The organism is Paraburkholderia sp. BR14374, from assembly GCF_040948685.1.
Lineage (GTDB): Bacteria > Pseudomonadota > Gammaproteobacteria > Burkholderiales > Burkholderiaceae > Paraburkholderia > Paraburkholderia youngii.
In genome coordinates, this window is sequence record NZ_JBFPKF010000038.1 from 1 (window position 1) to 22713 (window position 22713).

The 22713-nt window shown below is 60.8% G+C and carries 21 protein-coding genes and 3 pseudogenes; 6 read left to right on the forward strand and 18 right to left on the reverse strand.

What is annotated here, in order from left to right; translation table 11 throughout:
- Positions 1-76: 76 nt before the first annotated feature.
- Entirely contained in the window at positions 77-307 is a 231-nt protein-coding gene (locus AB3X86_RS36105; protein WP_368599654.1) for a hypothetical protein, read from the reverse strand.
- 132 nt (positions 308-439) lie between these two features.
- Between AB3X86_RS36105 and AB3X86_RS36110 the strand changes: the two genes are divergently transcribed.
- Positions 440-904, forward strand: coding sequence for a MarR family winged helix-turn-helix transcriptional regulator (locus AB3X86_RS36110; protein ID WP_368599655.1), 465 nt, complete (start codon positions 440-442; stop codon positions 902-904).
- 595 nt (positions 905-1499) lie between these two features.
- Here AB3X86_RS36110 and AB3X86_RS36115 read toward each other — a convergent pair.
- Positions 1500-1646 (reverse strand): annotated as a pseudogene (locus AB3X86_RS36115) (LysR family transcriptional regulator); the annotation flags it as partial.
- 168 nt (positions 1647-1814) lie between these two features.
- Complete coding sequence (locus tag AB3X86_RS36120) at positions 1815-2660, reverse strand: ROK family protein (protein ID WP_368599672.1); 846 nt, start codon at positions 2658-2660, stop codon at positions 1815-1817.
- On the opposite strand from AB3X86_RS36120, the gene AB3X86_RS36125 reads away from it, so the two are divergent.
- Positions 2628-2957 (forward strand): hypothetical protein, encoded by a 330-nt coding sequence (locus AB3X86_RS36125; protein ID WP_368599674.1) that lies wholly within the window; start codon positions 2628-2630, stop codon positions 2955-2957. The two genes, AB3X86_RS36120 and AB3X86_RS36125, sit on opposite strands and share 33 nt — an antisense overlap.
- A 118-nt stretch (positions 2958-3075) precedes the next feature.
- On the opposite strand, the gene AB3X86_RS36130 is transcribed toward AB3X86_RS36125, so the two are convergent.
- The 10 genes from AB3X86_RS36130 to AB3X86_RS36175 form a co-directional block, all read right to left on the reverse strand.
- A complete protein-coding gene (locus AB3X86_RS36130) occupies positions 3076-3852 on the reverse strand; it encodes an inositol monophosphatase family protein (protein WP_368599656.1) in 777 nt (258 codons plus the stop codon).
- Positions 3853-3924: 72 nt separating this feature from the next.
- Complete coding sequence (locus AB3X86_RS36135; protein WP_368599657.1) at positions 3925-5055, reverse strand: ABC transporter ATP-binding protein; 1131 nt, start codon at positions 5053-5055, stop codon at positions 3925-3927.
- Entirely contained in the window at positions 5052-5969 is a 918-nt protein-coding gene (locus tag AB3X86_RS36140) for an ABC transporter permease subunit (protein ID WP_368599658.1), read from the reverse strand. Before AB3X86_RS36140 ends, AB3X86_RS36135 begins: the two co-directional genes overlap by 4 nt.
- 2 nt (positions 5970-5971) lie before the next feature.
- Positions 5972-6808 (reverse strand): carbohydrate ABC transporter permease, encoded by an 837-nt coding sequence (locus tag AB3X86_RS36145; protein WP_368599659.1) that lies wholly within the window; start codon positions 6806-6808, stop codon positions 5972-5974.
- A 106-nt stretch (positions 6809-6914) separates the two neighbouring features.
- Positions 6915-8231 (reverse strand): extracellular solute-binding protein, encoded by a 1317-nt coding sequence (locus AB3X86_RS36150; protein ID WP_368599660.1) that lies wholly within the window; start codon positions 8229-8231, stop codon positions 6915-6917.
- A 46-nt stretch (positions 8232-8277) separates the two neighbouring features.
- A complete protein-coding gene (locus AB3X86_RS36155; protein ID WP_368599661.1) occupies positions 8278-9000 on the reverse strand; it encodes a DUF1868 domain-containing protein in 723 nt (240 codons plus the stop codon).
- A gap of 46 nt (positions 9001-9046) precedes the next feature.
- Complete coding sequence (locus AB3X86_RS36160) at positions 9047-9754, reverse strand: TonB family protein (protein ID WP_368599662.1); 708 nt, start codon at positions 9752-9754, stop codon at positions 9047-9049.
- 9 nt (positions 9755-9763) lie between these two features.
- Positions 9764-10162, reverse strand: a complete 399-nt coding sequence (locus tag AB3X86_RS36165; protein ID WP_368599663.1) for an ExbD/TolR family protein — start codon at positions 10160-10162, stop codon at positions 9764-9766.
- 2 nt (positions 10163-10164) lie between these two features.
- Positions 10165-10908, reverse strand: coding sequence for a MotA/TolQ/ExbB proton channel family protein (locus AB3X86_RS36170; RefSeq protein ID WP_368599664.1), 744 nt, complete (start codon positions 10906-10908; stop codon positions 10165-10167).
- A 68-nt stretch (positions 10909-10976) separates the two neighbouring features.
- Positions 10977-13787 (reverse strand): TonB-dependent receptor, encoded by a 2811-nt coding sequence (locus AB3X86_RS36175; RefSeq protein ID WP_368599665.1) that lies wholly within the window; start codon positions 13785-13787, stop codon positions 10977-10979.
- 425 nt (positions 13788-14212) lie between these two features.
- Here AB3X86_RS36175 and AB3X86_RS36180 point away from each other — a divergent pair, with 425 nt between their 5' ends.
- The 3 genes and pseudogenes from AB3X86_RS36180 to AB3X86_RS36190 form a co-directional block, all read left to right on the forward strand.
- The gene (locus AB3X86_RS36180) at positions 14213-15217 is read left to right on the forward strand and encodes a hypothetical protein (protein ID WP_368599666.1); all 1005 of its coding nucleotides are present in this window, start codon (positions 14213-14215) and stop codon (positions 15215-15217) included.
- Complete coding sequence (locus AB3X86_RS36185) at positions 15214-16227, forward strand: substrate-binding domain-containing protein (protein ID WP_368599667.1); 1014 nt, start codon at positions 15214-15216, stop codon at positions 16225-16227. The genes AB3X86_RS36180 and AB3X86_RS36185 overlap by 4 nt, the downstream gene beginning before the upstream one ends.
- Positions 16228-16351: 124 nt before the next feature.
- A pseudogene (locus AB3X86_RS36190) lies at positions 16352-16489 on the forward strand (LysR family transcriptional regulator); the annotation flags it as partial.
- Between the two features lie 175 nt (positions 16490-16664).
- On the opposite strand, the gene AB3X86_RS36195 reads toward AB3X86_RS36190, so the two are convergent.
- The 4 genes from AB3X86_RS36195 to AB3X86_RS36210 form a co-directional block, all read right to left on the reverse strand.
- The gene (locus AB3X86_RS36195) at positions 16665-17579 is read right to left on the reverse strand and encodes an HTH-type transcriptional regulator ArgP (RefSeq protein WP_368599673.1); all 915 of its coding nucleotides are present in this window, start codon (positions 17577-17579) and stop codon (positions 16665-16667) included.
- A 304-nt stretch (positions 17580-17883) separates the two neighbouring features.
- Positions 17884-19281 (reverse strand): aminotransferase, encoded by a 1398-nt coding sequence (locus AB3X86_RS36200; protein WP_368599668.1) that lies wholly within the window; start codon positions 19279-19281, stop codon positions 17884-17886.
- A 10-nt stretch (positions 19282-19291) separates the two neighbouring features.
- Entirely contained in the window at positions 19292-20770 is a 1479-nt protein-coding gene (locus tag AB3X86_RS36205) for an NAD-dependent succinate-semialdehyde dehydrogenase (RefSeq protein ID WP_368599669.1), read from the reverse strand.
- Between the two features lie 44 nt (positions 20771-20814).
- Positions 20815-20964, reverse strand: coding sequence for a hypothetical protein (locus AB3X86_RS36210; protein ID WP_368599670.1), 150 nt, complete (start codon positions 20962-20964; stop codon positions 20815-20817).
- An 11-nt stretch (positions 20965-20975) separates the two neighbouring features.
- Here AB3X86_RS36210 and AB3X86_RS36215 point away from each other — a divergent pair.
- Positions 20976-21753 (forward strand): annotated as a pseudogene (locus AB3X86_RS36215) (IS256 family transposase); the annotation flags it as partial.
- Between the two features lie 239 nt (positions 21754-21992).
- Here the strand turns inward: AB3X86_RS36215 and AB3X86_RS36220 are convergent.
- The coding region (locus tag AB3X86_RS36220) for an IS110 family transposase (RefSeq protein WP_368599671.1) at positions 21993-22713 on the reverse strand (721 nt) is incomplete at its 5' end.

Here is a 22713-nt window from a genome sequence, read left to right on the forward strand (position 1 = left end):
GGTAGATCCAGAAGATCGTGTCCACGATCATGGAACGATCTCACGTGATCTACCCGGACCTCCTCACGCTCTCACATCATGCCCCACGCGCGCGCGAATCGGGGACCGGCCCTGCCGAGCCGCTTACCTTGAAGCCGCTGAATACGGCCGACATCGGAATGACGTCGTAGGACGAGCGCTCATCACGAATGAAGGTATCGTAGACGGCGTCCCAGTCGTGGGCGTTCTCGGCGCGCATATGCTCGACGATGCACTCGCGTTGCAACGTTATGCGCGCCGCGTCACTCAGCTTGTTTACGGTGATCACGTTTGTCTCCGGTGTAGGTTTGGGTGTGGCCTGATCAACGCATATGGCAGCTTCGGGCACACACTGGATTTTATAAAAAATAGAGCATATGTCAACATGATTGACATATGAACTTGTGAGTATAATCCCTATATGAACTCACCCGCCCGCCTCCCCATCCAGTCGACAAGCGAACGCGCTGTCCCCACGGACAGCATCGATGAAGCCATCCTGGCCTTTCATCAGGCCTATCAGGTGACCATTGCTGGCGCAGACGAGCGGCTCGCCGAACTCGGCTTGGGCCGGAGCCACCACAAGGTGCTCTATTTCGCTGCGCGCCGCCCACGCTGCCCGGTCAGTGACGTGCGCGAATTTATTGGCGTGTCACGACAGGCCCTGCAGCGGCCCGTGAACGATCTGCACCGCCACGGCCTGATCGAAACCCTCGTGTCGCCCACCAACCGGCGTGTCCACCAGCTGTTGCTGACCGAGGCGGGTGCCGCGCTCGAATCCGAGGTCACTCAGCTCGTGCGCCAGCGCTTCGAACTTGCGTTCGAACGCGTACCAGCAGCTAGCCGCAAGCACTGGATCGCAGTAATGCGCGCGTTTGTGGGTTAAGATGATCTTGGTCACAATTGGCTGCGGCTACCTCCCGGTCAGGCGCAGGGCCGTGCACGCACGGATTCACAAGTCCGGCAGCCGTCATGCCCCTGACGGACTCGGCGTTCCGTTAGACGATCTGCCCCGGCCGCCATGGCAACGCATCGACGTAGTGACTCGGATCTCGGCCAACAAACGTTCGCAAAAACGCCCCCGCTGCACCGGACCATCTGCTCCACAACACCCCCGTGTGCGCGATGGCGCACGTCGAGCTGCAATCCGCGATAGCGTAAACAGCTACAGAGGAATCCAACCGGCGCGCTCGATCAACAAGCGCATAGCCTTGGGTCCGTTTCCGTCTAACCTGCGACAAAAAATCCGTTGGAGGCGAGCACGTTTTCAAGTGCACGGAATCGAGGTCGGGACATTACTCGCCTTGTGCCCTCGCCGGTAAACTAATAGGTCCGCTGCATGGGCAACTCAGCGCCCGCAGGGCCCTGCCCCTTGTCGGAAACCGTACGCCCCGCTACGCCGCGTCCGAACCGATGGCGCCGTCATGCCATCTCTGCCACGGGCTGCCCGACATCCGGCTACGATACGCCTCATTTCAACACGCCCCGATTGACTGTCCGAGCCGCTTGGCCCGCCGTGTCGCTGCTGCAGAGGAGATATTCAGCGCAACCGCCGCCTGCGCGAAACTGCGATGTTCGACCACCGCGGCAAACGTCTCCAGTTCCAGCATGTTCAACATCGCGCCCATTTTCACTGTCACTCCTCGGTACCCAGTTCTCGGCGCCAGCGCACACAACGTCGCTTCTCTGGTAACGTCCCGGCTTGCTAGGGCTCGTGGTGTCATCCACGGCCGGGAACACTGCGAGCTCACGCCACGCGTCTAATGCCGGATCAAACCTGCCTCCACCGATCGTGGCTATTCGAAAAAGCTGTTTTTAAGCAGCACGAGCGCGGCGCCATTTGCCGCCGCATCGCCGTTCGCCTCTGACAGCACCAGCTTTGGCCGCGGCGGCCCAATGCCGTATCGATGCACACCCCAGAAGCGCGCGCGCTCGATCAGCATCCGGCCGAGCGCAGCAGGCAACTGCCCGCCGAACACGATCGCCTCCGGGTCGAACAAACCGGCAATGGCGTTGACCGTCCTGTCCAGCACAGGTAAGGTGCGCGTAATCCATGTTTCGACGCCGGGCCAGGCCGGATCAAATCGCATCCTCAGGTCTTCGACAGAATCGATATCGATACCGTTGGCGCGCAACTCGTCGATCAGATAGCGCAAGGCAGGACGATTTTCGGCTTCCTCGGGTGTACAGAGCGTCATTTCGCCCGCGTTGCCGTGCGCACCAAAATAAGGCTTTCCGTTGATGACAACGCCGCCCCCAAAGCCGTAATTGAACGATAGATAAAAAAAGCTCTTCGCCCAGCGTCCCGCCCCGAGCAGGCTTTCGCCAATCGCGGCTGTCGTCGCGTTGTTGTCAATCCACACCGGCAGTCCGAACGCGCGCTCAAGGATCGGCGCAAGATCGATAAGCGACCAGTCCTGAAGCGGTTCGGGCGCATTCATCTGCCGGTCGTCGGCGACGAAATAGCCGGTCATTGCGAATCCGACGCCGATCAGACGGTCGCGCGACACATGGTTGCGTGTGAGAATCCGGTCGATTGCATCATTGATCGCCGCAAGTGACGCATTGCGGCTCGTGGGCGCCGTGCGCAGCTGTACCTCTTCGAGAATATGGCATCCAAGGTCGGCCAGACACACCGACATCGAATCCGTGTTAATCGACACGCCGAGCGAGTACGCCGCCTCACGAACCAGTTCGATGCGCGGACTCGGCTGACCGCGCCCATTCTTAATCATCTCGCCGGCCCGCAGCAGACCGCGTTCAATCAGTTGCTCGATGAGCCGGTGCACCGACTGTTGTGCGAGCTCGGTCTGGGCCGAGATCGCCGCACGCGTGATCGCACCCGAGCGGCGAACGAGGTCGAGAATAAGCCGCTCGCTTGCAATCAGCGGGCCGATCCGGCCACGCTCTCGCGTCGAGCCTGTTTCATGATGTGGTGACACGAACTCTCGCGAAACCGGGGCCATGGGTCACGCTCCGCCTAAATACGAAATCGAAAATGGTAGCAGACAGCTCCGCTACCGAACCACTGTCATAGTGGGCCGCGACGGTCATCGACTACACCGCAAGTGCCGACCAGAAGGGCAGCACGAAATCCGTCAGCGCTGGCGTCCCAACCGCGATTCGCATGCCGTGTCGCACGCGAGCGCCGTCGAACTCGACCCGAAGACCAGCCTCGCGGCACAGTACCGCGCCCGCAGCCAGATCCCAGAAACTCGTGTGGCACTCGAAATAGCCGTCGACATATCCTAACGCCGCGAACCCCAGACCGATGGTCGCGCAGCGGTAGCCCGTCACCGCCCATTGATGCCGCTTCATCTCTGCTTCGAGGGTCGCCGTTTCGGCCGTGGTCCAGTGCGGGTTGGTGCCAAGCGCCGCGACGCGCACATCGGGAAACGGCACGTTGCGCGTAAAGGGCTGACCGTTGAGGATCACGCCCTGCCCCGTGGCCGCCGCAAGCGTCATGCGCAACGCCGGGTAATGAATGACGCCGACTTCCGGCACGCCGTCCGCCACGTACGCAAGCGCGATCCCCCACAGTGGCGAGCCACGCAGGAAATTGGCTGTCCCATCGATGGGATCGACGATCCAGAACCGCGATGCCATCTCGCCGCCCAACTCCTCGCCAACGACAGCGTCAGCAGGCCATATACCGGCGATACGCTCCCTGATCCGCTGCTCGACAGCCATATCGGCCTCGCTGACGAAATCCATCGGCCCCTTGCTGCTGGCGGCGAGCGCTGCGCGCTCCATGAAAAACGCAAGCGCCCTCGCCCCGGCTTCTTCGACGATCGATGTCGCCGCCTGCAGACGGCTCTCCAGATTGCTCAACACACTGCTCCATAAGATAGATGAGGCGCCATTGCAATGCACAGCGGTCAGAACGTCGCAACTGACCACATCGCCTCACACCGTTGCCCCGGCAATATCAGGCATCGTCAGACGCGTGCCTGTCGCGGCGTCAAACAGTGTCACATGTTCGGGCCGGTACCCGAGAGACAGCCGGTCGCCCGTCCGGTAGTCCGCGGCGTCCCGCTGTGTCGCGATGATCCGCTGGCGGCCAAGCCGGCAATACAGCAGCTGATGACTGCCCATGTCCTCAATCGCTTCAAGCGTGCACTCCAGACCGCTCAGGCCGTGCCGCACCACGAATGCTTCGGGCCGGATGCCGACGAGGATGCGGGCACCGCCCGCCTCGCTGTGGCCTGGCAACACCGGCTCTGCAAGCGGTAGCTCCATCCCATTCGCCAACACCACGGCACCGTCCCACGCACGCGTCGCTTCGAGCAGATTCATCGGCGGACTGCCGATAAAGCCTGCGACGAACGGCGTGCGTGGTCGATGATAAATGTCGCCCGGCGGGCCGATCTGTTCGATGCGTCCGCGATTCATCACGACGATGCGATCCGCGAGCGTCATCGCTTCAGTCTGGTCGTGTGTGACGAAGATCGTCGTTCCGCCGATTTCTTTGTGTAACCGCCGTAGTTCCAGACGCATCTCGTGCCGCAGTTTCGCGTCCAGGTTCGACAATGCCTCGTCGAACAACAGGATCGCGGGCTGACGTGCAATCGCGCGCGCTATCGCCACCCGCTGCCGCTGACCGCCGGATAGCTGGTCCGGGCGCCGCTTGAGCAGTTCAGTCAGCCCGAGCATGCTGGCCGCATCGGCAATACGCCGTTGTCGCTCCATGCTCGGCAAACCCGCGAGCTTCAGAGCGTAGCCGATGTTGTCCGCGACGCTCATGTGCGGATAGAGTGCGTAATGCTGAAAAACCATCGCGCAGCCGCGCTCGCCGGGCGCGCGCAGCGTGACATCTTCGCCGCCGATCAGGATGCGTCCGTGCGTGACAGACTCGAGCCCCGCCACGATACGCAGCAAGGTCGACTTGCCGCATCCCGATGGACCGAGCACGACCGTCAGCTCGCCCGGCTCGAACACAACGTTCAGGTCGGCCATTACCGTGTGACCGTCATACCGCTTCGTCACCGCCTCGACGGCTATACCGGCCGCCCGACTGCTTGCACGATCACTCATCATTTCCCGATTCCCGTCACACCTTTGACAAACCAGCGCTGCATCAGCGCAATCGCGACCAGCGGTGGCGCGACGCCGACCAGCGCAGCGGCCATCATCAGACTCCATTCAGGCGCCTGGCTCGCTTCTGTCGGCACGAAGCTCGCGACGCCAAGCACGATCGTGCGCATGTCCTGCCGGCTCGTCATCAACAGCGGCCACATATAATCCTTCCACGTCGAGATGAATACGATCGTGCCCAGCGCTGCGAAATTGGCTTTCGAGAGTGGTAACAGGATGTCAAAGAAGAAGCGCACGGGCCCTGCACCGTCCAGGCGCGCCGCCTCGGACAGCTCCGCGGGCACTGTCTGATAGAACTGCCTGAAGAGGAACGTCCCCGTGGCCGATGCGACCAACGGCAATGTGAGGCCCGCGTAGGTATCCAGCAGGTTCAGTGATGCCGTGAAGCGCAGCCCCATCAGCGTGGCGAGCAGGGTATCGAGGTGGGTGGCTTCGAGGATCGTCTTCAGTGGCTCGAAGAGATCGGAGGCGACCGCGTAGGTCGGCACGATACGAACCTCGACAGGCAGCAGCAGGGTCGCCAGCACACCGAAGAAGATCACGTGCCTGAGCCGCGAGCCAAAGTACACGACGGCATATGCAGTAATCGACGACAACGCGAGCTTGCCGATCACGACGACCGACGACACGACGAAGCTGTTGAACAGCATGTGCCCGATGTCCGTACGGCGCGCGACCTCGTGCAGATTGTCGATCAGGCGGTCGCCGGGTACGAGCGCAATCCCCTCGCCCACCAGCGATGCATTCGACACTGAGGCGGCGCAGACCGCCAGATAGATCGGCGCGAGCGCGAACGCGACGCCGAGCAGCAGCACCGCATAAGCAACCAGCCTGAGACCGGGATGACGTTCGACCATGACTAGTTTTCCCCGTCGAGTTTGCGTTCGAACACGCGGAACTGCATGAACGTCATCGCGATGATGAAGAACATGAGGATCACGGAAAGCGTCGACGAACCGGACAGATCGAGCCCGACGAAGCCGTCCGAGTAGATCTTGTACGCGATGATGTTGGTCGCCCCTGCGGGACCGCCTGCTGTCAGCGTATCGACGATGCCGAAGCTGTTTGTCATCGCCTCGATCATGCTGGCGACGGTCACGAACAGGATGAACGGTTTGAGCATGGCCAGCTTGATATCGAAGAAGCGCCGTACGGGCCCGGCGCCATCGACGGCGGCAGCAGCCAGATAGTCTTGCGGGATCGACCGCAGTGCGGCAACGAAGATCACGAAATTGAACGGCACCTGGGTCCACGCGAACGCCAGCGTGATCATGGCAATCGCTTCGCCGCCATTGGACTGTGGCGTCCACAGTCCGGGGTGAATCGTGTTGAGGTAAGCCAGCGGACCGACAACGGGATTCGCGATGAAGCGCATGATCACGCCCAGCACCGAACCCGCAATCGCATACGGCCAGATCAGCAGATTGCGGAATACAGTGCCGCCGCGAAGGTTCAGATCCGCGAAGCCTGCGAGAACGAGCGCGATCAGCACGCCCGAACCAACGCCCGCCACCGCGAAGATCGCCGTGACCCGCAGCGACGCATAGAAGGTGGCGTCCGAAAGGATGCGAACATAGTTGTCGAGACCAACGAATATCGAGCCGTTGCCGAACGGGCGCACGAGATTGAAGGACCACCAGACGGCCTTGGAGGCCGGCCAGTAGAAAAACAAAGCCACCAGCAGAAGCTGCGGCATCGCGAGCATCAGCGGTATCTGGCGGCCTGGGAACCTGGCGCTTGGTTTCATCTGGAATGGAAAGTTGGCATGTCGGGTAGTTAGCGGCAAGCGCGCTCGCGTTTCGTCAGGGCAGGCGCATGTCCCTGTAAGTCGCCTCAAAGCGTGCGAGCAACGCGTTGCCGCGCGTCTGTGCAGCGCGCAGCGCATCGTCCATCGGTTTGTCACCGTGAAACGCGTGCTGCACCTCTTCGAACCAGATCGAGCGGAACTGCGGAAAGAAGCCGAGCCGTTCGCCCACACTGTTTTCGTTTCCCGGCTCGTTAAGCGACATCACGCCTGCCGTGATTGGCAGCAGACCCACGTCCCGCTGATCGGACATTTTGGATAGCATCGCCTGTGCGTCCCGCGTAACGGGCAGATAGCCGGTCTTCAGCGCAAATGCAAACTGGTTCTCCGGCTCGCGCACAAAGGCAAGAAACGCTGCGGCGACGCGATAGCTGGCCAGGTCCTGGCCTTTCATCACCCAGATCGAACTGCCGCCAATCAGCGTGTGGTAACGCACCGCACCTGCGTAGACAGGCATCATGCCCACGACCGGATGCACCTTGCCGACACTCATAATGACGCCCATCGCGCCCGTTGAATCGATCGACATCGCACATTCACCATTCGCGAAAGCGATCGTCTGGCTGCCCGTGCGCGTATCGGCCGCATCAAGCAGTAACCCCGCTTTGCGCCAGCGCAGCACGTCGTGCATCCAGCGGTTCAGCACACCGCCCGCGAACACATAGCGCGCGGATAGCCCTTGTCGTCCGTTGGCACCGCTCGCAAGCGGCACGCCCTGCACGGCCGCCGGTTGCTCGAACAGCTTCCACGGCGAATAGTCGCTGACAGCCGGACAACTCGCGCCAGCGGCCCGCAGCTTGCGCGCCGTGTCCTCGAACGCTTCCCACGTCGAAGGCGCACTGGTCACGCCGACTGCGGCGAGCCGCGCAGCGTTCGCGTACAGCACGAGCGTCGACACGCCAAACGGCTGTGAGTAGAGCCGCCCGTCCGTCGATGCGTAATACCGTCGCACCACATCAGCATAGCTGGATGCATCGACTGGCTTGCCTATAGTCGCCGTCATCTCATCCATCGGATAGATGGCGTCGCTCAGCATCATGTCCGCCGTGCCAACGTCGTAAATTTCGACGAGTGCCGGCTGCCTGCCCGCGCGATACGCTGCGACCGTCTTGCGCATCGTCTGCTCGTACGCGCCCTGCGACACGCATTGCACCTTGTCCACCGGCGACGACGCATTGAACCCGTCGCACAGGGTCTGGATCGCGGCCGCCACAGTACCCGTATGGCCATACCAGAACTGGATGGTCGTCGCCATCGACGGCGACGCACCGAGCACGAACAGCACAGCCACGGCAACGCCTGGCATACGCATCATCGCGCGCCCCTGTTCGATAAGGCGAAGCAATGTGTGACAATGCAGCTCATTGCGATGCGATCCGGCGCAGGAAGAACTGGTTGTCGAATGCATACATGTCGTTGAACACGCAGAACTCGGGCGCGCCCAGTTCGATGATGTCGAACAGCTTGCCCACATGTGCAAAGCAGCCGCTGACGAGATCGAGGCACGCAAGCGTGACGTCGGGCGTCATGGGGCGAACCAGATACGACAGCGTGATATGAAACTCGTAGTGATCGTGCCAAGCCGTCCTGAGTGACAGACACTCGGCGAGCCGCGTGCGCAGGTCGCGCAGCTTGCGCTCTTCCGCCGCATCGACGGGTACGAGCTTGATGCAGCCAACGTGCGTCTGATTCGCGCGATCGGCCGCCCTGAGACGCAGCGGCAACGCGCATCCCAGATCGAATGATTCGAGCTTCGCCGCGAAGTGACGCGTGCACTCGGCAACGCTCGCGTCATGCGGCAGGTCGGTTGGCCACCGGTCGTTGCCGCGCTCGAGATCGGCGACGCCCTCGAACACGGTCATATGATAGCTCTCCGGCGGCAGAAAGCTCAGCGAGGACGCAAACGGACTCGATCTGATCGTGTCGCGCACAGCGACGAGCGCATCGGATAGCGGTGTAAAAAGAGGCACGTGACACACCAGCGTATTGCCGGGATAGCGCAGCACGTTGCCATTCGAATCGAACTTCTTTCCGATATGGTCCAGAGAGATGGACGGTACTTCAGGGACGTCGATAGTATTCATGCCTGCTGTTTTCATTTGTCTTGCTTGTTGATGTCAGTTCAGTGCGTCATTCGCTCAGCGAAAAACGCAGTTCGACTTCGCCGATCACATCGGCGTCGCCGGGCGAAAACTTCCAGCGCATCAGCGCGTTGATTGCGGCCTGATCAAAGACCTTTGGCGGATCCGCGCGCACGATGCTCACAGCGCTCACGCTCCCGTCCCGCGTGATCGTGACGTGTGCGACCACCGCCCCTTCGATGTTGCTGGCCATCGCTCGCGGCGGATAATCCGGCTCGACCCGCACGAGCGGCACGATGCCTTTGCGGACCTTTGGCGCCTGCGACACCGCTGGCGGCGCCTCATGCGTCGGCTTCGCGATGTCCGGTGTGACGGCCGGCACCGCCTGCGGCATCGTGGCGGGGGCCTGGGTGGCGACGGGCGTGGGCGTCACGGCTGGCGCAGGCACCGCGCTGTGTGTCGGTGCTGCATGCCGCATCGGCGTCGGACGGTGCTGCACAGGCGCGGGCTTCGGCGGTTCGGGTGGTGCCTTCTGAGCTGGCTGCGGCAGTGTGGGATCGGCGGGCGCGTCGGCGATCGTCACGATCTTCATCACCTTCGGCGGCGGAGGCGGTTCGGCAACGGGCTGTACCGGAATGCGCCCTAATACAGCAATCAGCCCACCTTCAATGACGAGCGCAATCGCAAACGCGGCGGGCCAACGCATACCAGACTTCGGCTCGGGCGGCGCGAGCGTTCCCAGAACGACTGTCTTCATGAATGCACCTCAGCGCACGGCCGCGACGCCGACATCGTCGACACCCGCCGCGTGCGCGAGGTCCATCACGCGCAGCAGATCCTGTAGCGCCACGTCCTTGTCGCCCGCGATCAGCACGTCGACCTTCGCGTCGTGCGCACGGCCGCGGATCGTCTGCGTCATCACGTCAGCGGACACCGCTTTGCCTTCGAAGAACAGGCTGCCATCCTTCTTCACCGTGATCGTGAGCGTCGCCTTCGGCAGCGGGGCGGCCGACGCGGCGTGCGGCACGTTGATCTTGACCCCGCTCGCATCGATCATCTTCAACATCGTGACCATGAAGAAAATCAGCAGGAACATCATGATGTCGATCATGGGCACAATTTCGATGCGCGGTTCGTGCGACTCGAGGTAACGACTGCGGCTCATGATCACGCTCCTGACGCATCGGAGGAGGTCATCGTGCGTGACATCGCCCGTACACTCGCAACGTGCTCCTGACGCTCACGCGTGTCGCCGGCGCCTGTGATTCCCGCAGTAGTACCCGCCGTCCTCCTGCCGACCAGATGGGTGCGCTTGACGCTTGCGAGCTTGATCAGATCGAGCCGCAGCGTCGCAAGTCGCACCCGCTTGGCGAAGTAGCCGTTCGCCGCGACACCGACAATGGCCACCAGCAAACCGCAGCCTGTTGCGATCAGCGCATGGCCGATGCCGCCCGTCACGGCACCCGCGCCAGGTCCAGCCGTGCCAAGCACGTTAAACGATTCGGTGATGCCAATGATCGTGCCAAGCAGACCGATCAGCGGCCCGAGTGTCACGGCTGTATCGAGCATCCACAGGTGCCTGTCGAGTTGCGGCAACGTGCGTACGATCGCCTCGTCGATATAGCGGTCCATCTCGTCGGGATTCAGCGAGCGTGACTCGACGACGGCCTGCAACGTCGCGCCGTAGACCGTGGGACGGTAGCGCGTCGCGACTTCGTTCACCGAGCGGTCATCGTGAAAGTCGAGCGTGTTCAGGCGATGATCGATTTCTGCACCCGAAGGTGCCGCCTTCGCGAAGAATGCGGCGCGCTCGATCGCGACGGCCAGCACCAGGAGAAAAAGCAGCGCGAGGATCGGGATGATGCCCGCCGACTGCGTACTCAGACTGAGAAATTGCTGCAGCATGTTCATGTCATGTCCTTGATGAATTAATCCAGTACACAGCCGCTCCCCGGTTGGGTCAGCGCAGCCGTCCAGGGTCAAAGATGCTTCGGGGTATAGGTCAGGCCGAGCCAGAAGGTCCGGCCGATGGAGAACTTGTCCTTCAGCAGATTACGGTTCTGGCCGGTGACCGAGACTACGGGCGATCCCGTCAGGTTCGCGACTTCGAAGAAAGTCTGCCAGCCGGAGCCGATGTCGTAGCGCGCCTGCAGATCGATTTCCTTGCGTGCCTGCCAGTACACGTCCTGGCGCGGCAGGCTGGCATCAACGGCACGCAGGCTTGTGCCGATCCAGTTATAGGCGACCGTGATGCCGAACTTGCGATAGTTGTAGAAGATACTGAGGTTGCGGATCTGGTCAGGCTGGTTGACGAGTCGGTTGATCGTGCGCGTGCTGCCCGATGACGTGATCGCGTTCAGACGACCGCGTAGCAACGTGAGGTTGCCACTGAAGCCGAAGCCCTGCAGGTACGGCGTGAGCCAGCCGAGCGAGTTCTGCACGAAGTTCAGTTCGATGCCGTCGAGCTTCGAGTTCGACGAGTTGAGTGGCTGCGTGATCGATGCTGCGCGGGTCAAGCCATCGTAGAACAGCGTCCCCTGGCTCGTCAGGTTGTAGATCTCGTTCTTGATCTGCTTGTGAAACGCTGCGAGCGAGACGAGGCCCGAGTGCGGCAAATACCATTCTGCCGACAGATCGAGGTTCGTCGATTCGCGCGGCTTGATGTTCGGGTTGCCGGTGACGACCGTCAGCGACCCGTCCGAGCTTTCGGAGATTGACGTGTTGGGCGCGTAGTCGTCATAGGTCGGCCGGCCGATGGTCTTGCTGGCGGCGAGCTTCAGGCGCACTGCGGGCGTCGCATCGAAAACCAGCGACGCCGCCGGCAATGTGAAGTTGTACTTCGAATCGTTGGTAACCGACTGCCATGTGGTCGTGCCGCCGACCGTATTGCGCACGTTGCCTGTCGTCGACAGACGCGTGTCGTCCTGGCGCAGCCCGATCATCGCGCTCAGACGGTCCGTGCGCCATGCAGCCATCGCATAGCCTGCCGCCGTCTGCTCCGTGTGCGAGTAGTCGTTCTGCAGACTGCTCGCCAGATTGTTGACGTTCGCCGCAACAAGGTTGCCATTGCTCAGCAGTTGCTGCCAGGCCTTGTTCAGGTCGATGGTCATGAACGGCAGACCGTTGGTGTACGGCAGCGTCGTCCCGGACGCACCGCCGACGCCTGCCATCGTGAGTCCGCTGCCCGTCGGAAAGTAGGCGTTGAACGCTTCGTTGTAGTTGTGGCCGAGGCTGCGATAATCGACGCCGATGGCATAGCCCAGTCCGCGCGAATCCGGGTCCATGTTCTGGCGGAAATCGAGCTTCAGGTCGCCTACCCTGTCGTCAATCTGGATGTTGTCGGTACGCCAGTAGAGCGCCTGCCAGTTTGCGGGGTTCACAAAGCCGGAGGGATTCACGACGCTCACGGCGGGATCGAATCCGGATGTGTCATAGGTCGTCGCCATGCCCGGTAAGCCGACGATAGACGGCTGCGTGCCGGACGCACCGTACTTCAGGTTGCCGTAGATGTACTTCGCAGCCGTCTGTGGATTCCACTGGCTTGCCTTCGAGAACGAAGAGCGGAACGACAACATCCGATCATCACCCAGACGCCAGTCGAGACCACCCTGGACGTTCTGGACAGTACGATCGATCTTGCTTTGCTGTACACCTGCTTCCGCTTCGCCGAGTGCGAACTGACCCGACGTCGCCGTCTGGTTGATTACGGGGTTGTTAGAGACCCCCGTCGTGCGCCCGACGTCGATGATGTTCTCATTGCGCAACTCATGCATATTCTCGACGTTGTAGCCGAGCGAGACGAAACCGTACACGTCCGGCGTGAACTTCGCTTCGAGTTTGGCATCGACGCCCTGCCGCTCGAGGTTCTTGCGGTACTGCCAGTATTTGAACTGCTGGGGTACGGGAATACCGTTGCCCAGATTCGGACCGCCCGTCGCCGCGGGGTTTGCGAGCGAGCCGTTCGCGTTGTAGAAGTTGTAGAAGATATTGTCCGTGGTCATGTGGCCCAGCGAATACGTGTTCTGTTTTTCGTAGTTCGCTGCAATCACGAGGCCGAGCGCCTGGGTTGGACCAAAGGTCGCGCTCCACGCCATATCCGCCTTGCGCGCGAGGCCCTCGGCCCCCGAGAGAACCTTGCCTGTTCCGTCGGCATGACCGAGTGCTCCCGTCGCGCTGAAATACGGCTTGCCGCCGTTGTCGAACGCGCTGCGCGTGACGATATTCACCGATCCGCCAACCGCGTTCGGATCCTGATCCGGCTGCCATGTCTTGAAGACCTGCACCTGTTTGACGAGCGACGACGGCAGCATGTTCGTGCGTACGCCGCGGCTCGTCTGGTCGGTCGAGGCCATCGGCGCGCCGTCAAACGAGATGTTGTTGTAACTCGCATCGAGACCGCGTATCGCGACGAACTGCGCCTCGTCGCGACCGTTGACGTTGTCCGGGTTAAAGCTCACCGATACGCCGGCGATACGCTTCACGACGTCGGTGACGGTCGCATCCGGCAAGGTTTCAATCTGCTCTTTCGTTAAAACATCCATCACCCGGTCCTGCGTCTGCTTGGTCGCGACGGCTGCACTGTTCACGGCGCGCTTGCGCGTGACGTCGACATGACCGAAGCGCTGGACCTGCTGGTTCTTATCCGCGGGCTGCTCGCCCGTCGGTGTAGCGCCCACCTCGTCCGCCGGAACCTGCGTCGCGGCGCAGGCCAGCGATGACCACGCTGCTGCTGTCGCGAATGCAATCGCAGAAAGGTGCCAGTAACGGCGGCCGACTTGCTGATCGAACATGGTTCTTCCCGAATGTGTCATGTATGTGGTCAGTCGCGAAACTCCGACGAGCCTTCGCTGCTCCGGGCCGGCCAGACACAGTCCAGCGCGACCGGACGAATATTAATACGCGTCGTGTGTATTATTCGTGACACACATGGAAAGTAGTTCTTCCTAGGACTTTCCGCTTTAAAAATGCATGGAATATCCTTTTTTATGCGAGCGACTGGCGGAGCGATCCTCCATATTTTGGTGACTGTCATGGTTAAATATAACCATCATGTGTATTATTCGCGGACCAGCCACCTGGTCAAATGATCGGTGCACGAGCGTGCATCGATATTCGCGCCAGACAGCGCGCAACCAGGCACAGCCCACATCGCAACAACCGGCCGTGTCGCCAGATAAGGACAGCAGTGATGGCATTTCGCCTTGAGGATCGTTGGGTGTGGGACTTCTGGTTTGCACAGGAAGACAGGCTCACCCACATGTTTTTCCTGAACGCCCCGAAGGCGATCGGGGACCCCGAGCAGCGGCACTGGAATGTGTCGATCGGTCACGCGCTTTCCACGGACCTGGTCAACTGGACGGAATGCGGGACCGCTCTGGGTCCAACACGCTCGCCCGCATGGGACGACTACACCACGTGGACGGGATCGGTCGTCCGCACGCCGCAGCAGCGCTGGATGATGTTTTACACGGGCACGAACCATGCGGGTCGCGGTCTCGTGCAGCGCATTGGTGCGGCTGTATCCGACGATCTGCACACGTGGAAACGACTCGCGCACAATCCGATCCTGGACATCAATCCTTCGTGGTACGAGCCACTCGATACGGATGTGTGGCACGACCAGGCCTTCCGCGACCCCTGGGTCTTCGCCGCCCCGAATGGCGACGGCTGGCACATGGTGTTCACCGCGCGAGAGCCCATGGGCCCGGCGATCGGACGCGGCGTGCTTGGGCATGCGGTGTCCCACGATCTCGAACACTGGTCGCTGCGCCCGCCGCTATTCCGCTCGAAGGTGTTCGGGCAACTGGAAGTACCGCAGATCTTCGAGCATCAGGGCCGCTGGTACTGCCTGTTCTGCACTGCGAAGAACCATATCGAGCCGGCGTATTGCCGCGAGCGCATGTCCGAGCCAATGACGGGCACCCACTATCTGATCGCCGATCATCCGCTTGGCGAGTGGAAGCTGGTCGAGGAAGATTTTCTGGTTGGCGATGCAGCGGGCTCGCTCTATTCCGGCCGGGTGGTGCACGCGTCGGACGGTACGTTGCGCTTCATGGCCTTTCTGAAATTCGGCAAGGACGGCCAGTTCATCGGTGAGATCTCGGACCCGATGCCCGTCCATGTACTCGACAATGGCCGGTTGCAAGTTGACGCGTCGCGCTACGAGGTTGATGGCTCCGACAGGTTGGCGGGGAAGCGGCAAGACCGGGACTCGCGATGACACTGAAAGATCTTGCTCACCAGCTTGGGATGTCGCGGACCACAGTCAGCCGTGCGCTCAATGGCTACCCGGAGGTGAGCGAGCGGACCCGCGCGCGAGTGATTGCAGCCGCAGCTAGCGTCGGCTACCGCCCCAATCCGGTCGCGCGGCACCTGGCAACCGGGCGCGCCCATGCTATCGGCATCATCTATCCGCTCATCGCGCATGATCCTGGAGATCCATACTTCCTTGAGGTCGTGTCCGGCATGAATATGGCGCTCGAGCACGCCGACATGGATCTGATCATTGTCTCGGACTCCAGCACCGACGAACTCCGCCCCTACGAGCGGATGAGTGAGAAACGACGCGTCGATGGCATGGTCGTCGCACGGACAAAGCTGAATGACCCACGGCTGCAGTACCTTGCGAACGTGCGCATTCCGTTCGTTGCGTACGGCCGCAGTCTCATGCCCGGCCCCTACGCCTGGGTTGATTTCGACACCGAGGCCGGAGTGCGCCAGGCAGTCGAGCGGCTGGTCAGCCTTGGTCACCGCCGGATCGCATTGCTCAACGGCCCATCGGAGTTGCATTTCGTCGCACAGGCGCGCAAGGGCCATGTTGCGGCGATGGCCGCCGCTGGCCTGCCTGTAGACGCGCAGTACATGGTCGAAGGTCCACTCAACCGCGGTGGCGGCTACGAAGCAATGACGCATCTTCTTTCATGCAATCCGCGACCGACGGCCGTCATCGTGGACAACCCTGCATGCGGCGCTGGCGCCGTGCGTGCGCTTGTTGATGCCCGGGTTAGGGTCGGCAGCGAAATGTCGATCATCATCAACGACGGCCTTCTGCCGGACACACTCATGGGCTACAAGTTCACGGCCCTGCAATCAGCCGTTCCGCATGAAGTCGGCGCGACAATCATTGAGTTAATGCTCGCGGTACTCAACGGTGAGCCTCCCCGGAGGCTGCAGGTCCTTTGGCGGCCCAGGCTAGAAATTGGCAATTCCGACGGGCCCTGCATCAGCTAGATACGCCCAAGGTGGGCGAAATAGACTGATCTCATCGCCACTCATCGATTCGTATGCGATCGATTAATGATCGTCTATCCCCTGACGCTCTGAGACGCCAGCATGTGTCCCACTAATCTAGGCGGACACGGTCGTACGCCTCGGCATCAACCTCAAACCAGTTTATTTCGTTGCCCAAGCCGATACAGAAGGGCTCTACGGCGCGGGAAACAGGCCGGGATTGACTGCGCACAAGCTGACGGATGTGGAGGTCTACCCGGTTTTGTTTCGACGCCCGCTCCGATAAGCTGCATCGGGCTGCTGATCCGCTATTCGCTGAAGGTCGGGTGTCACGATCTGGCGTAAAGGAGCCGGGTATTTCCGGCACCTAGGATGCCGCGTGTTGAGCATGTAGCGTCCGACCGGCGAAAACATCAGCGTAGCGCCACAAGTCCCCTTCAACGGGTTTCCTCATCCCTCTGGGCCGGCTGAACCAGGCTTCGTCGCGCCGCCGCCATGACCAGTGCGCTGATCGTCGCGAGCGGCTCGGGCTCCTGCTCCAAATGATGCCAGTACAGATCGATCAACAGATCGTGCCCAGGCGCGAGCGCAACCAGTCTGCCGCTGCCGATTAGCGGCCCCGCCTGCATCGCGGGCACCAGCCCGTAGCCGAGTTCGTCCAGGATCGCATTGAGCAACGCCACAGGCGAAGGAAAATAGTGCCGCGGATACCGGCCGACCGTCACCCCGAAATACGACGCGAAAAACGCATCGTGCAGGGCGTCCTTCCGGTCAAACAGGATGGCGTTGGCCTCCAGCGCGCCTGGCAAGGTCAGGCCGCCGGCGAAATATTCGCGCGCAAATCCGGGAGTGGCGACACACTGGTAGCGCATCTGCCCGACCGGCGCAGCCACGAAACGGTCGACAACCGGCTCCGGTTGCGTGGAGAGAAAGCCCTTGACGTCGCCGCGCGCGAGCGCCTCGAGCGTGTGGTCCTGATCGTCCACGACGATCTCGAGCGACACATGGTGTTGCGCCAGCTCGCGCATGACCGGCTCGAACCAGGTGGCAAGGGAATCGGCATTGACGGCCAGCGCCAGCGCCGTCGTCGCGGCTCTGCCCGGCATGACCCGCCGGAGCAGGTCATCCTCGTGAAGCCGGGCCGTCATGAAATGACGAAAGACCTCTTCGCCCGCTTTCGTCGGCAGCACGGCCGGTTCGCGCAGCAGGAGCAGCGCCCCGATAGACTGTTCGAGCCGCTTGACCCGCCGTGTCGCTGCTGCGGAGGAGATGTTCAGCGCAACCGCCGCCTGCGCGAGACTGCGATGTTCGACCACCGCGGCAAACGTCTCCAGCTCCAGCATGTTCAACATTGCGCTCACTTTCACGCCTCCTCCTCGCTCATCGAAAGCCCATTTGACGCTGGAGCATCCATGCCCGGAAGGCGTTATGCAGTGCGGTACTGATGTTCACAGTTATCGTGTCCTCCCGTCATCAAGCCCGGTTCGATAATTCACTGCCGAACTGACTGCTATGGGACACGATAACCGCTATCTCACCGACAATGGCGACCGTGTGGTGATTTCCGTTTCGCCTGCCTTCCTGTACTTTCCCCATAAAAAAGCATATTGAGCTAAACGACTTCAAGGGGTGCTGGCTTTTGCGAATGTCGAGATATTAAGCGTGTGCTGGCTCTTTGGCCAACTCGTTTGACACTTGGATGACGGCTTGTCGAGTAATCCCCACAATGTCGTCAATTTCCGCCTTGGTGATCGTAAGCGGGGGAGCGAAACCCAGGATGTCGCCATGCGGCATGGCACGTGCGATCAGCCCGCGGTCCCGAGCGGCCTTCGACACTCGTGCCCCGACCTTCGCCTGCGCGTCGAAGCGTTGCTTGGTCGCCCGATCTGCAACGAATTCAATGGCTGCCATGAGGCCAACGCCACGAACTTCACCGACGATTGGCATACCGCTGAATGCATCCTTCAGGGCCGAATGGAAGTATTCGCCGACGTCCGCGGCGTTTCCGGGAATGTCCTCACGCTCAACGATATCGAGAACAGCATTCGCTGCAGCGACGCCAATCGGATGGCCGGAATACGTATAGCCATGCGAGAAGGCCCCCACCTTCTGCGACCCCGCGTTGAGCACCTCGTAAACCTTTTCGCCCACGATACATGCGGACAGCGGCGCATAAGCCGACGTGAGCCCCTTCGCGACGGTAATGAGATCGGGTTCAATTCCGTACTTTTGCGAACCAAACATCGCTCCTGTGCGGCCGAAGCCCGTAATAACCTCGTCTGCGATCAGCAAGACATCGTACTTCGACAGAACTGGTTGGATCGCCGCCCAGTAGCCTTCCGGCGGAGGCGTGATGCCGCCCGTGCCGAGAACAGGCTCAGCAATGAATGCGCCGACCGTTTCCGGGCCTTCACGAAGAATCAGCTCTTCCAGTTCACGCGCACGACGCGCCGAAAACTCGAGTTCCGTCTCACCTGGAGTTGCGCCCCAGTAATGATGGGGCACGCCCGTGCGCACAATGCCCGAGACCGGCAGGTCCATGTAGTCGTGATAGAAGCTCATGCCTGTCATCGATCCGGACACGACGGAACAACCGTGGTATCCGCGTTCACGCGCGATGATTTTCTTCTTCTTCGGCAGACCGCGAAGATTGTTGTAGTACCACACGAGCTTCGCCTGCGTCTCGTTGGCGTCCGAACCGGAAAGCCCGTAAAACACCTTGCTCATCTTGCCTGGCGCCATCTTGACGAGGCGGTCAGACAGCTTAGCAAGCTCTTCCGTCGTGTGTGCCGCATACGTGTGGTAGTAGGCAAGTTTATAGGCTTGCCGAGCAATCGCCTCGGCGACCTCCTCGCGCCCGTAGCCAACATTGACGCAGTAGAGGCCGGCGAACCCATCAATGTACTCGCGGCCTTCGGCATCGCGAATGCGAATCCCCTTGCCACCTTCAACGATCGTTGGGTTATCGGCCTTCCCAGTAGAGAAGTCGTGAAGCTGCGTGAACGGATGAAGAACCGATTTTCGATCCATTTCAGAAATCTTTTTGATATCCATTTGAAACTCCTTAATCTTTTAAGTTGCCGAAGCACGTGTACTTCTGCTCCATATAGTCAGCCATACCGTGGCGCGATCCTTCACGCCCCAACCCCGACTGCTTCCATCCCCCGAAAGGAATCGGTGCACCCGTAAACCTCGGTGTATTGACAGCTACCATGCCGTACTCCAGTCGGTCAGACATCCGCATCGCGCGATTCAGGTTGTTCGTATAGACGTACGCAGCGAGACCATATTCGGAATTGTTTGCGCGTTGGAGTACTTCAGCTTCGCTATCAAACGGCAGGATTGCGGCGACAGGGCCGAACGTCTCTTCTTTCGCAATATCCATGTCATCTGCGACGTCAGCCAGAACTGTGGGAGGAACGAACTGGTGCCCCAAGGGAGAGGAGCTCCCGCCAGCAAGGATTCGGGCTCCGGCGCTTACTGCCTGGCCGATCTGGTCGCGACATTTCGCGGATACCGACGGGCGAGTCATCGGGCCGATGTCGGAACTGAGATCCAAACCGTGACCAACCTTCAGCTCTTTGACAACGGCGGCGAACTTCTCCACGAACTGCTCGTAGATGGTTCGCTGAACGTAAATTCTGTTTGCCGCAAGACAATCCTGACCGGAGGTGGCGAACTTCGCGTCGATACAGCCATTGACCGCGCCGTCAAGAGATGCGTCATCAAATACGATGAAAGGTGCATGGCCGCCCAGCTCCATTGAGACTTTCTTGACCGTCTCTGCCGATTGGCGCAGCAGGAGTCTACCCACCGCGGTCGAACCGGTGAAGCTGAAAGAGCGAACGTCGGGAGCCTCGAGAAGACGCCTGGACATGTCGGCCGCGTCGCCGTTGATGACCTGAAACACACCCGCGGGGATACCTGCTTCGTCAGCTAGCTTTGCAATTGCCAGCGCACACAGCGGTGTCTCCGGCGCTGGTTTGACGATCATTGGGCAACCCGCCGCAAGAGCGGCGCCGGCCTTTCGCGTAATCATCGCAATCGGAAAGTTCCAAGGCGTAATCGCCGCCGTCACACCGATTGGTTGCCAAGAGACCGTAAGCCGGCTACCCGCTAGATGGCTCGGTATGGTCTCACCGTAAACTCGTTCACCTTCGGCTGCAAACCACTCGAGAAAATTCGCGGCGTACTCGATCTCCCCGCGCGATTCCTTAATAGGTTTGCCTTGCTCTGACGTCATGATGATGGAGAGGTCTTCGGAGTTGCTCCGCAACAGGGCAGCCCAGCGGCGAAGGATCGCGCCGCGCGCAGCGGGAACAAGCTCGCGCCAGCCGTTAAGCGCGGCGAGCGCTGCGTCAATCGCAGCATCAACGGCGTATACGGAAAGCATGTCTACGTGGGCAATCACCTCGTTGGTTGCGGGATCGATGACACTCATCTTCCCTTGGCCGGTTTTCCACGAACCGTTCACATAGGACCGGTGTTCTAACAATTCCGCGCGGCTCAGCGAAGCGAGTGCTTTTTTTGCCAGCTCTTTCACGACGTGTCCTCATAATTTCGGCAACCAATATGTGCATAGTAGCGTCACCGCTTCGCTGAAAAAGCGCATATGAATTCGTCGCGACGTAGAATTCCGGCGATTTTTCCGCCGTCATGCAGCTTTTCAACGATGCCGTTTAAAAACGTCGCCGGTGAAGGCAGCGGGCCCGCCGAAGGCTCGATCGGGCGATCCATGGCGGTGACCCGATGCGCTGCGGGTCAAGCTCCGCGACGACGGCGTGGTCAGCAACAAGGCCGTGTATCTGGCTTTGGGCATTCAGGCCGATGACCTGTGCGACGTGCTGGGCCTCTGGATCGAGCAGACCGAGGGCGCCAAGTTCTGGCTCAAGGTGTTCAACGAACCGAAGACGCGCGGCGGCCACGACATCCTGATCGCCGTGGTCGATGGCCTGAAGGGGCTCATCGAAGCCTTCAGCGCGGCCTATCCGCGGACCACCGTTTCAGACCTGCATCGTGCATATGATCCGCAACAGCCTCGAATACGCCAGCTACAAGGACCGTAAGGTACTCGCCACAGCGCTGCGCCCAATTTACGCGGCTGCCAGCGAAGAAGCGGCCAGACAGGCGCTGCAAGACTTCGCCGACGGATCTTGGGGCGCGAAGTCCCCGACGATCGTGCAGCCGTGGCAACGCACGTGGGAGCACGTCGCGCCGTTCTACGTGTTCCCGCCGGAGATTCGACGGGTACACCACGCCATAGAAGGTTTGAACATGCAGTTGCGCAAGATCATTAGGGCGCGCGGTCACTTCCCTAATGACGAGGCGGCCATCAAGCTACTCTGGCTGGCGCTGCGCAACGTCCTGGCCAAGACCGCGCGGGCTGTCTTCGACTGGAAATCAGCAATGAACCAGTTAGCTAGTCGGCCCTTATATGGGCGCCACCCATTTGCCAAGGAGAGTCTCCGAGTTGGCGGTGAGATCGGTTGCATCCTTATACATGGCCTCGTCCCGTTTGCCAAATAATCTGGTCTACAGCGAGCAGGTGCTGGATTGCATATATACATTCGGCCTGTTGATGGCACCGCTGTGCCTGGCCCCAATGGATTTCGCCCGACGACTCCTTCATATATCCACGGCTTCGAGAGCCCTAAGACTGCGCAGGTTTTGTCGTCGACGGTCCAACCTGTTTTGCCATTGAATCAGATCACTTGTGCAACCAAAGAAGAGGCGAAGCTGCGCCCATGATGCGGTCGGGCGTCCGTTCATACCGGCGGCGCATACTCCTGACCGCGTGCGAGCAACACCCATATCGTTCTGGCTATCTTGTTCGCCAGTGCTACGACGGCCACGTTTGTTCCGCGTCGCGCCTGAACCTCGAGTATCCATCGGGATAGGTTGTCCGTATGCCTTACGGCTTGCTGGACGACCGATCGGGCGCCGTGCACCAGCAGCATTCGCAGATACCCGTTACCGCGCTTCGTAATACCCAACAGACGATCTTTGCCGCCTGAGGAGTGCTGACGCGGCGTCAAGCCAAGCCACGCCGCAAATTGCCGACCGTTTGAGAACTCGGAGGCGCTTCCGGCCGCCGCGATGACGCCGGTTGCGATCATCGGTCCGACCCCACGGATCTTCTCCAGACGCTGGCTTGTGGGCGACGCCTTGTGCACTTGCTGGATAAGACCGTCATACCGGGCGATCTGCTTGTCGAGCAGTGCAAGTCGATCGTACATGTCACGCATCATTGCGCGGGTAACTCGTGTCAGTTCATTGCGCTCGTCCTCGATAATCGCGGGGAGTTGCGTCCTTACTTTCAGAGGTGTTTGGGCAATAACCACACCGTATTCAGCCAGTAGGTGAGCCGCCCCGGGTTTTCCGGAGACCGTTTTGCTTGCGTCATGCCACAGTGACAGACTCAGCGAGATTTGCATAGTAAGCGGCTTCTGCCTCGGCAGGTGGAATGTTGCCGATGGGGCCGAAGAG

Coding starts and splice junctions, on each gene's coding strand:
- AB3X86_RS36165 (WP_368599663.1), bottom strand. CDS start 10,162: ATGAGCCGCAGTCGTTACCTCGAGTCGCACGAACCGCGCATCGAAATT.
- AB3X86_RS36170 (WP_368599664.1), bottom strand. CDS start 10,908: ATGAACATGCTGCAGCAATTTCTCAGTCTGAGTACGCAGTCGGCGGGC.
- AB3X86_RS36120 (WP_368599672.1), bottom strand. CDS start 2,660: ATGTCGGTGTGTCTGGCCGACCTTGGATGCCATATTCTCGAAGAGGTA.
- AB3X86_RS36135 (WP_368599657.1), bottom strand. CDS start 5,055: ATGATGAGTGATCGTGCAAGCAGTCGGGCGGCCGGTATAGCCGTCGAG.
- AB3X86_RS36175 (WP_368599665.1), bottom strand. CDS start 13,787: ATGTTCGATCAGCAAGTCGGCCGCCGTTACTGGCACCTTTCTGCGATT.
- AB3X86_RS36155 (WP_368599661.1), bottom strand. CDS start 9,000: ATGAATACTATCGACGTCCCTGAAGTACCGTCCATCTCTCTGGACCAT.
- AB3X86_RS36195 (WP_368599673.1), bottom strand. CDS start 17,579: ATGTTGAACATGCTGGAGCTGGAGACGTTTGCCGCGGTGGTCGAACAT.
- AB3X86_RS36110 (WP_368599655.1), top strand. CDS start 440: ATGAACTCACCCGCCCGCCTCCCCATCCAGTCGACAAGCGAACGCGCT.
- AB3X86_RS36125 (WP_368599674.1), top strand. CDS start 2,628: ATGGCATCCAAGGTCGGCCAGACACACCGACATCGAATCCGTGTTAAT.
- AB3X86_RS36210 (WP_368599670.1), bottom strand. CDS start 20,964: ATGGATCGCCCGATCGAGCCTTCGGCGGGCCCGCTGCCTTCACCGGCG.
- AB3X86_RS36185 (WP_368599667.1), top strand. CDS start 15,214: ATGACACTGAAAGATCTTGCTCACCAGCTTGGGATGTCGCGGACCACA.
- AB3X86_RS36200 (WP_368599668.1), bottom strand. CDS start 19,281: ATGGATATCAAAAAGATTTCTGAAATGGATCGAAAATCGGTTCTTCAT.
- AB3X86_RS36145 (WP_368599659.1), bottom strand. CDS start 6,808: ATGCCGCAGCTTCTGCTGGTGGCTTTGTTTTTCTACTGGCCGGCCTCC.
- AB3X86_RS36160 (WP_368599662.1), bottom strand. CDS start 9,754: ATGAAGACAGTCGTTCTGGGAACGCTCGCGCCGCCCGAGCCGAAGTCT.
- AB3X86_RS36150 (WP_368599660.1), bottom strand. CDS start 8,231: ATGATGCGTATGCCAGGCGTTGCCGTGGCTGTGCTGTTCGTGCTCGGT.
- AB3X86_RS36140 (WP_368599658.1), bottom strand. CDS start 5,969: ATGGTCGAACGTCATCCCGGTCTCAGGCTGGTTGCTTATGCGGTGCTG.